Below are 12,676 nucleotides of genomic sequence, written 5' to 3' on the forward strand. Positions count from 1 at the left end.
CGATGCTGCAACCGAAACGCAGAAAGTATCGCAAAGAGCAGAAGGGTCGTAACACCGGTATTGCTACCCGCGGCAACGCGGTGTCGTTCGGTGAGTTCGGCCTGAAGGCTGTCGGTCGTGGTCGCTTGACCGCGCGCCAGATTGAAGCGGCGCGTCGTGCAATGACGCGTCACATCAAGCGTGGTGGCCGCATCTGGATCCGCATCTTCCCGGACAAGCCGATCTCGCACAAGCCGGCTGAAGTACGTATGGGTAACGGTAAGGGTAACCCTGAGTACTACGTCGCAGAGATTCAACCGGGCAAGATGCTGTACGAAATGGACGGCGTAACCGAAGAGCTGGCACGCGAAGCGTTCCGTCTGGCTGCAGCTAAGCTGCCGCTGAAGACGACGTTTATCGTGCGTCAGCTCGGCGCCTAAGGAGCAAATGATGAAGGCTTCCGAACTTCACCAGAAAGATCAGGCCGCGCTCAACAAGGAGCTGTCGGACCTGCTGAAGGCGCAATTCGGCCTGCGCATGCAACTCGCGACCCAGCAGCTCACCAACACGAGCCAGCTGAAGAAGGTCCGTCGCGACATCGCACGTGTGCGGACCGTCCTGACTGAGAAGGCGAACCAGAAATGAACGATAGCGTAAAAACCTCGCTCAAGCGGACGCTGGTCGGCAAGGTCGTCAGCAACAAGATGGACAAGACGGTCACCGTGCTGGTCGAGCACCGCGTGAAGCACCCGATCTACGGCAAGTACGTTGTGCGTTCGAAGAAGTACCACGCGCACGACGATGCGAACACATACAACGAGGGCGACCTCGTTGAAATCCAGGAAACGCGTCCGATTTCGAAGACGAAAGCTTGGGTTGTGGCTCGCCTGGTCGAGGCAGCTCGCGTCATCTGACGCCGCAAAGTTGTAGAAGTAATTGAAATCGCAGTAAGTTTCGCTTGCAAGACCGGGATTGTATGATATGATCTCGGTCTTCCCTCTTTTATGGGAGCCCCGTCGCGGGCGAAGTTGGTGGGGGAAGCGGTTCGGGCGCCAGCCTGTTCCGAAGGATTCACCGGATTGCGATGGCGGGTTTCGTTTGCCGTCGCTGCTGTTCTAACCCAAGCAGCCGATTGGCTGACGGGACCAAGACTGACCGGGTACGCCATGGTGGTGTGACCGGATTAAGTTGGGAAAGATAAACCATGATCCAGACCGAAACTCGGCTTGAAGTGGCCGACAACACGGGTGCGCGTGAAGTCATGTGCATCAAGGTGCTCGGCGGCTCGAAGCGTCGTTATGCCAGCATTGGCGACATCATCAAGGTGACCGTCAAAGAAGCAACGCCGCGCGGGCGCGTGAAGAAAGGCGAAATTTATAACGCCGTGGTGGTTCGCACCGCCAAGGGCGTGCGCCGTCAGGACGGCTCGCTGATCAAGTTCGATGGCAACGCCGCTGTGTTGTTGAATGCCAAGCTCGAACCTATTGGCACCCGTATTTTCGGGCCTGTCACGCGCGAGTTGCGCAGCGAACGATTCATGAAGATCGTCTCGCTGGCACCTGAAGTGTTGTAAGGAGTCGCGATGAACAAGATTCGCAAAGGTGACGAAGTTATCGTCATCACCGGCAAAGATAAAGGCAAGCGCGGCGTCGTGCTGTCCGTTGGCGAAGGCAAGGTTGTTGTCGAGGGTATCAACCTCGTCAAGAAGCACGTCAAGCCGAACCCGATGAAGGGTACGACGGGCGGTGTGGAAGCCAAGACGATGCCGCTGCAAATTTCGAACGTCGCATTGGTCGACGCGAATGGCAAGGCGTCGCGTGTAGGCATCAAGGTCGAAGGGGACAAGAAGGTCCGTTTCCTTAAGACGACTGGTGCCGAGCTGAGCGCCTGACGCTGCGGAGTAAAAAAATGGCTCGTTTGCAAGAGTTTTACAAAGAAAAGGTTGTACCCGGCCTCATCGAGAAGTTCGGTTACAAGTCCGTGATGGAAGTGCCGCGCATCACCAAGATCACCCTGAACATGGGCCTTGGCGAAGCGATCGCTGACAAGAAGATCATCGAAAACGCCGTTGGCGACCTGACGAAGATCGCAGGCCAGAAGCCGGTGATTACGAAGGCGCGCAAGGCAATCGCTGGCTTCAAGATCCGTCAGGGCTATCCGATCGGTGCAATGGTCACGTTGCGTGGTCAGGCAATGTACGAATTTCTGGACCGTTTCGTGACGGTCGCGCTCCCCCGTGTGCGCGACTTCCGTGGCGTGTCGGGTCGTGCGTTCGACGGTCGCGGCAACTACAACATCGGTGTGAAAGAGCAGATCATTTTCCCCGAAATCGACTACGACAAGATCGACGCACTGCGTGGGCTGAACATCAGCATCACGACAACTGCGAAGACCGACGACGAAGCAAAGGCTCTGCTCGCCAGCTTCAAGTTCCCGTTCAGAAACTGAGGTTACCGTGGCTAAACTGGCACTGATCGAACGTGAAAAGAAGCGTGCTCGCCTCGCTGCTAAGTACGCTCCTAAGCGTGCAGAGTTGAAGGCGATCATTGGCGATATGAGCAAGTCGGACGAAGAGCATTACGCAGCACGTCTGGAACTGCAACAACTGCCGCGCAACTCTAACCCGACCCGTAAGCGCAACCGCTGCGCAATTACCGGTCGTCCGCGCGGTACGTTCCGTAAATTCGGGCTGGCGCGTAACAAGATTCGCGAAATCGCGTTCCGCGGCGAGATCCCTGGCCTGACCAAGGCGAGCTGGTAATAGGAGAAACGTAAATGAGTATGAGTGATCCTATCGCCGATATGCTGACTCGCATCCGCAATGCGCAGATGGTTGAGAAAGTCTCGGTGACTATGCCCTCGTCGAAAGTCAAGGTTGCGATTGCGCAAGTCCTGAAGGACGAAGGCTATATCGATGATTTCGCAGTGAAGTCCGAAGGTGCGAAGTCTGAATTGAACATCGTGTTGAAGTACTACGCTGGCCGTCCGGTCATCGAACGCATTGAACGCGTTTCGAAGCCTGGTCTGCGCGTGTACCGCGGCCGTAACGACATCCCCGTGGTCATGAATGGCCTCGGCGTGGCAATCGTGTCGACGCCGAAGGGCGTGATGACGGACCGCAAGGCGCGTGCAACGGGCGTTGGCGGCGAAGTCATCTGCTACGTCGCTTAAGGCCGAAAGGAGAGAAACATGTCTCGAGTAGGTAAAAGCCCGATCGCGCTGCAAGGCGCAGAAGTGGCCCTGAGCGACGAACGCATTACCGTCAAGGGCCCGCTGGGTACGATTTCGCAGGCTGCCAACAGCTTGGTGAAGGTGGTGAACGACAACGGCACGCTGAAGTTCGAGCCGGTTGACGAAAGCCGCGAAGCGAATGCGATGTCGGGCACGATGCGAGCACTGGTTGCGAACATGGTGAACGGTGTGACGAAGGGTTTCGAGCGCAAGCTGACGCTGGTTGGCGTCGGTTACCGCGCACAAGCGCAAGGCGACAAGCTGAACCTGTCGCTGGGTTTCTCGCACCCCGTGGTGCACCAGATGCCGGAAGGCGTCAAGGCTGAAACCCCGACGCAAACCGAAATCGTGATCAAGGGGATCAATAAGCAACAAGTTGGCCAGGTCGCTGCAGAAGTGCGCGGCTATCGTCCGCCGGAGCCCTACAAGGGCAAGGGTGTGCGTTACGCCAATGAGGTTGTGATCCTCAAAGAAACGAAGAAGAAGTAAGGGTGCGCAATCATGGATAAGACTCAATCTCGCCTGCGCCGCGCTCGTCAGACGCGTATCAAGATCGCTGAGCTGCAGGTCGCGCGTCTCGCCGTGCATCGCACGAACACGCACATCTATGCGCAAGTGTTCTCGCCGTGCGGCACCAAGGTGCTCGCCAGCGCGTCGACGCTCGAAGCCGATGTGCGTGCGCAACTGGCTGATCAGACGGGCAAGGGCGGCAACGTCGCTGCAGCGACCCTGATCGGCAAGCGCATTGCAGAAAAGGCTAAGGCTGCCGGCATCGAATCCGTCGCCTTCGACCGTTCGGGTTTCCGTTACCACGGCCGCGTGAAAGCGCTGGCTGATGCGGCGCGCGAAGCCGGACTCAAGTTCTAAGGGAAGAATTCGTCATGGCAAAGATGCAAGCGAAAGTTCAGGCTGACGAACGCGACGACGGCCTTCGTGAAAAAATGATTTCGGTCAACCGCGTGACCAAGGTCGTGAAGGGTGGTCGGATTCTCGGCTTCGCGGCGCTGACCGTGGTCGGCGACGGTGATGGCCGCGTCGGTATGGGCAAGGGCAAGGCGAAGGAAGTGCCGGTCGCTGTTCAGAAGGCGATGGAACAGGCTCGCCGCAACATGTTCAAGGTGCCGCTGAAGAACGGTACCCTGCAACACGAAGTGCACGGTAAGCACGGCGCATCGATGGTTCTCCTCGCTCCGGCGAAGGACGGTACCGGTGTGATCGCTGGCGGTCCGATGCGTGCAGTGTTCGACGTGATGGGCGTGCAGAACGTTGTGGCCAAGAGCCACGGTTCGACGAACCCGTACAACCTCGTTCGTGCAACGCTCGACGGTCTGCGCAAGCAGTCGACGCCGGGTGATATCGCGGCGAAGCGCGGCAAGTCCGTCGAAGATATTCTGGGCTAAGGTGGACACCATGTCTGATAAAACTGTCAAGGTCCAGCTCGTCAAGAGCCTGATCGGCACCCGTGATACGCACCGTGCAACAGTGCGTGGCTTGGGCCTGCGCCGACTCAACTCGGTTAGCGAGTTGCAGGACACGCCGGCTGTGCGCGGCATGATCAACAAGGTTTCATACCTCGTTAAGGTCATCAGCTAAGCGGCTGACCAGGACTCAAGGAGTTGATAATGGAATTGAATAACCTGAAGCCGGCTGAAGGCGCGAAGCACGCAAAGCGTCGCGTTGGTCGCGGCATCGGCTCCGGCCTCGGCAAAACCGCTGGCCGTGGTCACAAGGGTCAGAAGTCGCGGTCGGGCGGCTTTCACAAGGTTGGCTTCGAAGGCGGTCAAATGCCGCTGCAACGTCGCCTGCCGAAGCGTGGCTTTACCTCGCTGACGAAGGAGTTCGTCGGTGAAGTGCGTCTCTCGGATCTGGAAAAGCTGCCGGTCGACGAAATCGATCTGCTGGCTCTGAAGCAAGCCGGCCTGGTTGGCGAGCTGATCAGGAGCGCCAAGATCATCGCGACGGGCGAGCTCAAGCGCAAGGTCGTTGTGAAGGGTCTGGGTGCGACGAAGGGTGCGCGCGCTGCTATCGAAGCGGCCGGCGGCTCTTTTGCCGAGTAACGCGCAAGTTATTTGCCGTCACTAGCATTTGCATCGGAGAAGGTACTTGGCTAACAGCCCGAGTCTCGCAAAACCCGGTCGCAGCGCGGCGAAGTTCGGCGATCTGCGTCGGCGTGCAGTATTCCTGCTGCTGGCGTTGATCGTCTACCGTATCGGCGCGCACATTCCGGTGCCGGGTATTGACCCGGACCAGCTGGCAAAGTTGTTCCAAAGCCAGTCGGGCGGCATCCTTGGCATGTTCAACATGTTTTCGGGTGGTGCACTTTCGCGGTTCACGATTTTTGCGCTGGGGATCATGCCGTACATTTCGGCGTCGATCATCATGCAGTTGCTGGCGATTGTCTCGCCGCAACTCGAAGCGCTGAAAAAGGAAGGGCAGGCGGGTCAACGGAAGATTACGCAGTACACGCGTATCTTTACGGTCCTGCTGGCGACGTTCCAGGCATTCGGCATTGCCGTTGCACTGGAAAATCAGCCGGGCCTGGTGATCGATCCGGGGATGGTGTTTCGGTTGACGACGGTCGTGACGCTGGTGACCGGCACGATGTTCCTGATGTGGCTGGGTGAGCAGATCACGGAGCGCGGGCTTGGCAACGGTATCTCGATCATCATTTTCGGCGGTATTGCGGCGGGTTTCCCGAACGCAATCGGTGGTCTTTTCGAACTGGTGCGAACCGGCTCGATGAGCATCATCTCGGCGATTATCGTGGTCGCGCTGATTGCTGCTGTGACGTATCTGGTGGTGTTCATCGAACGCGGCCAGCGCAAGATTCTGGTGAATTACGCCAAGCGGCAAGTCGGTAACAAGATTTACGGCGGACAGTCTTCGCATCTGCCGCTGAAGCTGAACATGTCGGGCGTGATTCCGCCGATCTTTGCATCGTCGATCATTCTCTTCCCGGCAACTATCCTGAACTGGTTTAGTTCGGGGTCGCGTGCCAGCTGGTTCGCAGACACGTTGCACAACGTGGCCGAAGCTATCAAGCCCGGTCAACCAGTGTATGTGTTGCTGTACGCGTTGGCGATCGTCTTCTTTTGCTTCTTCTACACCGCACTGGTGTTCAACAGCAGGGAAACGGCCGACAACCTGAAAAAGAGTGGCGCTTTCGTCCCAGGTATCCGCCCGGGCGATCAAACCGCGCGATACATCGACCGCATCCTCACGCGTCTGACGCTGGCCGGTGCGATCTACATCGTGTTTGTTTGTCTGCTGCCCGAGTTTCTGGTGCTGCGCTGGAACGTGCCGTTTTATTTTGGTGGAACGTCGCTGCTGATCATTGTCGTCGTCACAATGGATTTCATGGCGCAGGTGCAGTCGTACGTTATGTCGCAACAGTATGAATCGCTGCTGAAGAAAGCTAATTTCAAAGGCGGCGGCGTCCCGATGCGTTGAAAGGACTTATGGCCAAAGACGATGTTATCCAGATGCAGGGTGAAGTCATCGAAAACCTGCCTAACGCTACCTTCAGGGTGAAGCTGGAAAACGGCCATGTCGTATTGGGACACATATCCGGCAAAATGCGGATGCATTACATCCGAATTTTGCCGGGCGACAAGGTGACGGTTGAATTGACGCCTTACGATCTGTCGCGTGCGCGGATCGTGTTCCGGGCGAAGTGATTTGAAAAAAGGGTAATATCATGAAAGTGATGGCATCGGTTAAGCGCATTTGCCGCAATTGCAAGATCATCAAGCGCAAAGGCGTTGTGCGCGTGATTTGCAGCTCTGATCCGCGCCACAAACAGCGTCAAGGCTGAACGCCGCGCTTTTGCTTGCGCTTTTTGTTTGAGGAAAAACAATGGCTCGTATCGCAGGGGTTAACATCCCGAATCACCAGCATACTGAAATCGGCCTGACGGCTATTTACGGTGTCGGCCGCACGCGCTCGCGCGACATTTGCGTCGCTGCTGGTGTGGCATTTTCGAAGAAGGTCAAAGACCTGAACGACGCAGACCTCGAAAAGCTGCGTGAAGAAGTCGGCAAGTTCATCGTTGAAGGCGATCTGCGCCGTGAAACGACGATGAACATCAAGCGCCTGATGGATCTCGGCTGCTACCGTGGCGTGCGGCATCGTAAGGGCTTGCCCCTGCGCGGCCAACGTACGCGTACGAATGCCCGTACGCGCAAGGGTCCGCGTCGTGCAGCGCAATCGCTGAAGAAGTAAGCGGAACTGACAGTTACAGGAAAACGTAATGGCTAAGGCTTCGAACAACTCCGCGGCGCAACGCGTTCGCAAGAAGGTCAAGAAGAACGTCGCCGAGGGCGTGGTTCACGTTCACGCGTCGTTCAACAACACCATCATCACGATCACCGATCGTCAAGGCAATGCTCTTGCCTGGGCAACGTCGGGTGGTCAGGGCTTCAAGGGTTCGCGTAAATCAACCCCGTTTGCAGCTCAGGTGGCAGCCGAGTCGGCTGGCCGCGTGGCGATGGAATACGGCGTGAAGAACCTCGAAGTGCGGATCAAGGGCCCCGGTCCTGGCCGTGAGTCGGCGGTGCGCGCGTTGCATGGTCTTGGTATCAAGATCACCGCGATCTCCGACGTGACACCGGTCCCGCACAACGGCTGCCGTCCGCCGAAGCGTCGTCGTATCTAAGACGCTAGTTTTGCGAGCGCCTGTTACCGCCCCGCGCGGCGGCAGGCTGCTTGCGCTATTGAATTGACTAAGCCCACCGTTCGACCCAAAGGGTTCGGACTAGCGCGAGTCGGTATGTTCGCGTGACTAATCATAGAAGGAATCAACGTGGCACGTTATATCGGCCCTAAGGCCAAGCTGTCCCGCCGTGAAGGCACTGACCTCTTCCTGAAGAGCGCCCGTCGTTCGCTTGCCGACAAGTGCAAACTTGACAGCAAGCCTGGCCAACATGGCCGCACCTCGGGTGCGCGTACGTCCGACTACGGCACGCAACTGCGCGAAAAGCAAAAAGTGAAGCGCATTTACGGTGTGCTCGAGCGTCAATTCCGCCGTTACTTCGCTGAAGCCGACCGCCTGAAGGGCAACACGGGTGAAAACCTGCTGCAGTTGCTTGAATCGCGTCTGGACAACGTCGTGTATCGCATGGGCTTCGGCTCGACACGCGCCGAAGCACGTCAGCTCGTGAGCCACAAGGCGATCGTGGTGAACGGCGTCGTGTCGAACATTCCGTCGATGCAAGTGAAGGCAGGTGACGTCGTCGCTGTGCGCGAACAGAAGAAGAAGCAGGCTCGTATTCTCGAAGCGCTGTCGCTGGCCGAGCAAGGCGGACTGCCGAGCTGGGTCGCGGTCGACTCGAAGAAGTTCGAAGGCACGTTCAAGCAGAAGCCGGAACGCAGCGACATCGCTGGCGATATTAACGAAAGCCTGATCGTCGAATTGTATTCGCGGTAATCGGATTAACGGCCGGGGCACCCTGATTGCATTGCGCAAGGGGGCGTCTCGGCTGTTTATTTTCAGGTTGTTACCGGTCAGCCTTATCGGTGTAACGAGCCGAGGGTATTGAAAAGGAAAACCTATGCAAACCAGTTTGTTGAAGCCCAAGATCATCGCAGTTGAATCGCTTGGCGAGAGCCACGCGAAAGTGGTCATGGAACCGTTTGAACGCGGTTATGGCCACACCTTGGGTAACGCGCTCCGGCGCGTGCTGCTGTCGTCGATGGTGGGCTATGCGCCGACCGAAGTGACGATTGCAGGCGTCGTACATGAGTATTCGACGCTCGACGGTGTGCAAGAGGATGTGGTCAACCTGTTGTTGAACCTGAAAGGCGTCGTGTTCAAGCTGCATAACCGTGATGAAGTGACGGTTACGCTGCGCAAGGACGGCGAAGGCGTTGTCACCGCAGGCGACATCGAACTCGCGCACGATTGCGAAGTGATCAACCCGGATCACGTGATCGCGCATCTGTCGAAGGGTGGTAAGCTCGACGTGCAGATCAAGGTGGAAAAGGGCCGCGGTTATGTGCCGGGCAACGTGCGTCGTTATGGCGAAGACTCGGCCAAAATCATCGGCCGCATCGTGCTGGACGCGTCGTTCTCGCCGGTGCGCCGCGTGAGCTACGCAGTTGAAAGCGCTCGCGTCGAACAGCGCACCGACCTCGACAAGCTCGTGATGAACATCGAAACCAACGGTGTGATCTCGCCGGAAGAAGCGATCCGTCAATCGGCTCGCATTCTGGTCGATCAGCTGTCGGTGTTCGCCGCACTGGAAGGCACCGAAGCAACGGCTGAAGCCCCGTCGCGTGCGCCGCAGATCGATCCGATCCTGTTGCGTCCGGTTGATGATCTCGAATTGACGGTTCGTTCCGCGAATTGCCTCAAGGCCGAGAACATCTACTACATCGGTGACCTGATCCAGCGTACGGAAAACGAGCTGCTCAAGACGCCGAATCTGGGCCGCAAGTCGCTGAACGAAATCAAGGAAGTCTTGGCTTCGCGCGGTTTGACGCTCGGTATGAAGCTCGAAAACTGGCCGCCGGCAGGTCTGGACAAGTAAGTCGGGCGCTAATCGGGGACAGAGACCGCCGCTGAACTGGCAAAGACGCGGATTTTCCTTTAAAATCCGCGTCTTGTCTTTTTCACTACCGGCCCGTGCACTCACTACTTCGGGTAGATCGAGAGCGATAGAAGAGCTGGACCAAAACTTTGAATCGAAGGAATTAACATGCGTCACCGTCATGGTTTGCGGAAACTGAACCGCACGAGCAGCCACCGTCTGGCAATGCTCCGTAATATGTCGAACTCGCTGATCGAGCACGAAGTCATCAAGACCACGCTGCCGAAGGCGAAGGAACTCCGTAAAGTTGTCGAACCGCTCATGACGCTCGGCAAGAAGCCGTCGCTGGCAAATCGTCGTCTGGCGTTCAACCGCCTGCGCGATCGTGACTCGGTCACGAAGCTGTTCGAAGTTCTCGGCCCGCGTTACGCTACCCGTCCGGGCGGCTACCTGCGCGTCCTGAAGTTCGGCTTCCGCGTCGGCGACAACGCACCGATGGCACTGGTCGAACTGCTCGACCGTCCGGAAGTTGAAGAAGTCGAAGTGCAAGAAGCTGAGTAAGCTTTTTCGCATCGAGAAAGAGCCAGGCGCACAGCCTGGCTTTTTTGTTTGTGGCGAGCCATGCGTTGCGACGGCCGTTCGCTGTAGCCAAATGCCACATCCGCGCTTCGGCGACGGACTGCTTCGCCCCAAGGTCAGGTGATACGATATCGGCACCTGATTCGTGCGTCGCGGGAGTTTTTTGTGAGTGTAGATGTGACCTTGATTCTGACTACGGTGCCGGATGCGGCCGTGGCTGAGAAGCTCACCGCAGATGCGCTGGCCGCGCGTTTGTGCGCTTGCGTCACCCAGTTGGGCAGTGCGCAGTCCAGCTATCACTGGCAGGGGGCGCTCGAAACAGCGCAGGAGCTGCAGCTGCTGTTCAAGACGAGCGCCGCACGCGCGCTGGAGCTCGAGCAGTTCATTCTGGCTCACCATCCCTACGACACGCCGGAAATCCTTTCATGGCAAGCGACGACATCAGCCGCGTACGGCCAGTGGATCACTGTTGAAACCCAACGCTCTCTCCATGTTTAACGGTCTCGACCGATGTGCGCGCCACGCGCTGCGCATCGTATTTTTCCTGCTCGGCTGTGCAACCTTGATGCAGTTCGGCACGCTTGCCCGTGCCGCGGACGATTTCCTCGATCCCGCCGTTGCGTTCAAATTCAGCGCGGCCGAGAAGCCCGGTGAAGTCGTCGTGACGTACAAGATCGCCGACGGCTACTACATGTACCGCGAGCGCTTTGCTTTTGCGACGCGCAACCGCACGGCCACGATCGGCGAGCCGCAATTGCCGGCCGGCCACGTCAAGTTCGATCAGACCTTTAATAAGAACGTCGAGACCTATCGCAATGAGCTGGTGATCCGGATTCCGGTCAAGCAGGCGGCGGCGCCGTTCGATCTGGCTGTGACGTCGCAGGGCTGCGCCGATGCTGGCATTTGCTATCCGCCGATGGAGCGCGTCTACCATGTAGGCGGCGCGGCCTTGCAGCCCGCCGGGGCTGCGGCGGCTCCTACAGCCACGCAGCACTCCGTCGCGGCCGACGAGCCGTGGTACGAGCGCGCCACGAGTGTCGATTACGCGCAATCGCTGCTCCAGCGGGGCGGCTTCTTCGCCATCATCGGACTTTATTTTGTCGCTGGGGCCGTGCTCAGCCTGCTGCCGTGCTCGTATCCGATGATTCCGATTCTGTCAGCGATCATCATCGGCGAAGGCGCGCGGGTGACGCGTGCGCGCGGTTTCGCGTTGTCACTGGCGTACGTGATCGGGATGGCGCTCGTGTATACGGCGCTCGGCGTCGCGGCGGCGCTCATAGGGCAGAGCCTGGGCGCATGGTTGCAAAACCCTTGGGTACTCGGCGCCTTCGGTGTCCTGCTGACGATTTTTGCGTTGACGCTGATCGCGGGTTTCGACATGGCGCTGCCTCAACGTTGGCAGGACGGTGTGTCGCGTGCATCGACGCCCGGCTCGGGCGGCAAGTTCGCCGCGGTCGCCGTGATGGGCGCGTTGTCCGCGCTGGTGGTCGGCGCGTGCATGACCGCTCCGCTTTTCGCGGTGCTGGCGTTTATCGCGCACACGGGCGACGCCTTGCTCGGCGGTGCGGCGCTGTTCTCAATGGGCATGGGGCTCGGCGTGCCGCTGCTGATCGTGGGTCTTGGCGCCGGCACGCTTCTTCCGCGCGCGGGTGCCTGGATGGATGGCGTCAAGGTGTTCTTCGGCGTCGTGCTGCTTGCCGCCGCGCTGTGGATTGTTTGGCCGGTGCTGGGCGCGGTTGCGACGATGTTGTTGAGCGCGCTTTGGTTACTGGTCGCCGCAGCCTCGCTCGGGTTGTTCGCGGCGCCGATTGCCGGCGCCCCCATCTGGCGCAGGCTTGGCCGTGGGATCGGCGCGGCGTTGGCCGTTTGGGCGGCGGTATTGCTGGTCGGTCTGGCAGCTGGATCCACCGATCCGCTGCGACCGCTTGCCGTGTTGGCTTCGCGAGGCGGAGAGGCTGCCGTCACCAACGGCGCCAATCCGACAGCTGCGGCGCCGCACAGCGAGCTGACATTTGCCCCGGTCCGCTCATCGAATGAGCTCGATCAAGCCGTCAAAACAGCGGCGCAGCCCGCCATGCTCGATTTCTACGCGGACTGGTGCGTGAGTTGCAAGGAGATGGAGAAATTCACCTTCAGCGACCCGCGCGTTCAGGCGAAATTAAAGCAGATGAACCTGCTGCGCGCCGATGTCACCGCGAACAATGCCGACGATCAAACGTTGCTCAAGCGCTTCAGCCTGTTCGGTCCGCCAGGCATCATTTTCTTCGATCAGGGGGGGAAGGAGGTGTTGCGAGTAGTGGGATATGAGTCTGCGGATAAGTTCTTGCGCACGCTAGATCGGGCCGCGGCTTCGGGGGCTT

At 58.6% G+C, this 12,676-nt stretch carries 23 protein-coding genes; all 23 read left to right on the top strand.

Going from position 1 to position 12,676, the window contains the following annotated elements; all coding sequences use genetic code 11:
• Positions 1-2 precede the first annotated feature (2 nt).
• On the top strand, positions 3-419 hold the full coding sequence (gene rplP / locus PQR02_RS31755; protein ID WP_042329259.1) for a 50S ribosomal protein L16: 417 nt from the start codon (positions 3-5) through the stop codon (positions 417-419).
• A gap of 10 nt (positions 420-429) precedes the next feature.
• Positions 430-624, top strand: a complete 195-nt coding sequence (gene rpmC, locus PQR02_RS31760; protein WP_007180130.1) for a 50S ribosomal protein L29 — start codon at positions 430-432, stop codon at positions 622-624.
• Positions 621-893: a 30S ribosomal protein S17 gene (gene rpsQ / locus PQR02_RS31765; protein WP_007180129.1), complete on the top strand. Its 273-nt coding sequence runs from the start codon at positions 621-623 to the stop codon at positions 891-893. The genes rpmC and rpsQ overlap by 4 nt, the downstream gene beginning before the upstream one ends.
• 290 nt (positions 894-1,183) lie before the next feature.
• Positions 1,184-1,552 (top strand): 50S ribosomal protein L14, encoded by a 369-nt coding sequence (gene rplN / locus PQR02_RS31770; protein ID WP_006052212.1) that lies wholly within the window; start codon positions 1,184-1,186, stop codon positions 1,550-1,552.
• Between the two features lie 9 nt (positions 1,553-1,561).
• On the top strand, positions 1,562-1,870 hold the full coding sequence (gene rplX / locus PQR02_RS31775) for a 50S ribosomal protein L24 (protein ID WP_042329258.1): 309 nt from the start codon (positions 1,562-1,564) through the stop codon (positions 1,868-1,870).
• A gap of 17 nt (positions 1,871-1,887) precedes the next feature.
• Positions 1,888-2,427 (top strand): 50S ribosomal protein L5, encoded by a 540-nt coding sequence (gene rplE / locus PQR02_RS31780; protein WP_149672974.1) that lies wholly within the window; start codon positions 1,888-1,890, stop codon positions 2,425-2,427.
• A 7-nt stretch (positions 2,428-2,434) separates the two neighbouring features.
• Positions 2,435-2,740, top strand: coding sequence for a 30S ribosomal protein S14 (gene rpsN, locus PQR02_RS31785; protein ID WP_006052215.1), 306 nt, complete (start codon positions 2,435-2,437; stop codon positions 2,738-2,740).
• Positions 2,741-2,754: 14 nt separating this feature from the next.
• Complete coding sequence (gene rpsH, locus PQR02_RS31790; protein WP_006052216.1) at positions 2,755-3,150, top strand: 30S ribosomal protein S8; 396 nt, start codon at positions 2,755-2,757, stop codon at positions 3,148-3,150.
• 18 nt (positions 3,151-3,168) lie between these two features.
• A complete protein-coding gene (gene rplF, locus PQR02_RS31795; protein ID WP_028199570.1) occupies positions 3,169-3,699 on the top strand; it encodes a 50S ribosomal protein L6 in 531 nt (176 codons plus the stop codon).
• A 12-nt stretch (positions 3,700-3,711) separates the two neighbouring features.
• Complete coding sequence (rplR, locus tag PQR02_RS31800; RefSeq protein ID WP_408241024.1) at positions 3,712-4,077, top strand: 50S ribosomal protein L18; 366 nt, start codon at positions 3,712-3,714, stop codon at positions 4,075-4,077.
• Between the two features lie 14 nt (positions 4,078-4,091).
• A complete protein-coding gene (gene rpsE / locus PQR02_RS31805) occupies positions 4,092-4,610 on the top strand; it encodes a 30S ribosomal protein S5 (protein ID WP_006052219.1) in 519 nt (172 codons plus the stop codon).
• A 10-nt stretch (positions 4,611-4,620) separates the two neighbouring features.
• Positions 4,621-4,803 carry a 50S ribosomal protein L30 gene (gene rpmD, locus PQR02_RS31810; protein WP_149672975.1) on the top strand — a complete coding sequence of 61 codons (183 nt, stop codon included), beginning with the start codon at positions 4,621-4,623 and terminating at the stop codon, positions 4,801-4,803.
• A 29-nt stretch (positions 4,804-4,832) separates the two neighbouring features.
• On the top strand, positions 4,833-5,267 hold the full coding sequence (gene rplO, locus PQR02_RS31815; protein WP_075303261.1) for a 50S ribosomal protein L15: 435 nt from the start codon (positions 4,833-4,835) through the stop codon (positions 5,265-5,267).
• A gap of 46 nt (positions 5,268-5,313) precedes the next feature.
• A complete protein-coding gene (secY, locus tag PQR02_RS31820; RefSeq protein WP_408241029.1) occupies positions 5,314-6,660 on the top strand; it encodes a preprotein translocase subunit SecY in 1,347 nt (448 codons plus the stop codon).
• An 8-nt stretch (positions 6,661-6,668) separates the two neighbouring features.
• The gene (gene infA / locus PQR02_RS31825) at positions 6,669-6,887 is read left to right on the top strand and encodes a translation initiation factor IF-1 (protein ID WP_004521905.1); all 219 of its coding nucleotides are present in this window, start codon (positions 6,669-6,671) and stop codon (positions 6,885-6,887) included.
• A gap of 20 nt (positions 6,888-6,907) precedes the next feature.
• Positions 6,908-7,024: a 50S ribosomal protein L36 gene (gene rpmJ, locus PQR02_RS31830; protein WP_004199844.1), complete on the top strand. Its 117-nt coding sequence runs from the start codon at positions 6,908-6,910 to the stop codon at positions 7,022-7,024.
• A 41-nt stretch (positions 7,025-7,065) separates the two neighbouring features.
• Entirely contained in the window at positions 7,066-7,431 is a 366-nt protein-coding gene (gene rpsM, locus PQR02_RS31835; RefSeq protein ID WP_012434566.1) for a 30S ribosomal protein S13, read from the top strand.
• Positions 7,432-7,459: 28 nt separating this feature from the next.
• Positions 7,460-7,864 carry a 30S ribosomal protein S11 gene (gene rpsK / locus PQR02_RS31840; protein WP_006052224.1) on the top strand — a complete coding sequence of 135 codons (405 nt, stop codon included), beginning with the start codon at positions 7,460-7,462 and terminating at the stop codon, positions 7,862-7,864.
• Between the two features lie 147 nt (positions 7,865-8,011).
• A complete protein-coding gene (gene rpsD, locus PQR02_RS31845) occupies positions 8,012-8,635 on the top strand; it encodes a 30S ribosomal protein S4 (RefSeq protein ID WP_341314099.1) in 624 nt (207 codons plus the stop codon).
• A 124-nt stretch (positions 8,636-8,759) separates the two neighbouring features.
• A complete protein-coding gene (locus PQR02_RS31850) occupies positions 8,760-9,737 on the top strand; it encodes a DNA-directed RNA polymerase subunit alpha (RefSeq protein ID WP_149672977.1) in 978 nt (325 codons plus the stop codon).
• 168 nt (positions 9,738-9,905) lie between these two features.
• Positions 9,906-10,298 (top strand): 50S ribosomal protein L17, encoded by a 393-nt coding sequence (rplQ, locus tag PQR02_RS31855; RefSeq protein WP_408241034.1) that lies wholly within the window; start codon positions 9,906-9,908, stop codon positions 10,296-10,298.
• Between the two features lie 183 nt (positions 10,299-10,481).
• Entirely contained in the window at positions 10,482-10,814 is a 333-nt protein-coding gene (gene cutA, locus PQR02_RS31860) for a divalent-cation tolerance protein CutA (protein ID WP_408241037.1), read from the top strand.
• The coding region (gene dsbD / locus PQR02_RS31865) for a protein-disulfide reductase DsbD (RefSeq protein WP_408241040.1) at positions 10,807-12,676 on the top strand (1,870 nt) is incomplete at its 3' end. The genes cutA and dsbD, both read left to right, overlap by 8 nt.

The sequence above is a fragment of the Paraburkholderia sediminicola genome (assembly GCF_046026895.1).
GTDB classification, from domain to species: Bacteria; Pseudomonadota; Gammaproteobacteria; order Burkholderiales; family Burkholderiaceae; genus Paraburkholderia; species Paraburkholderia sediminicola_C.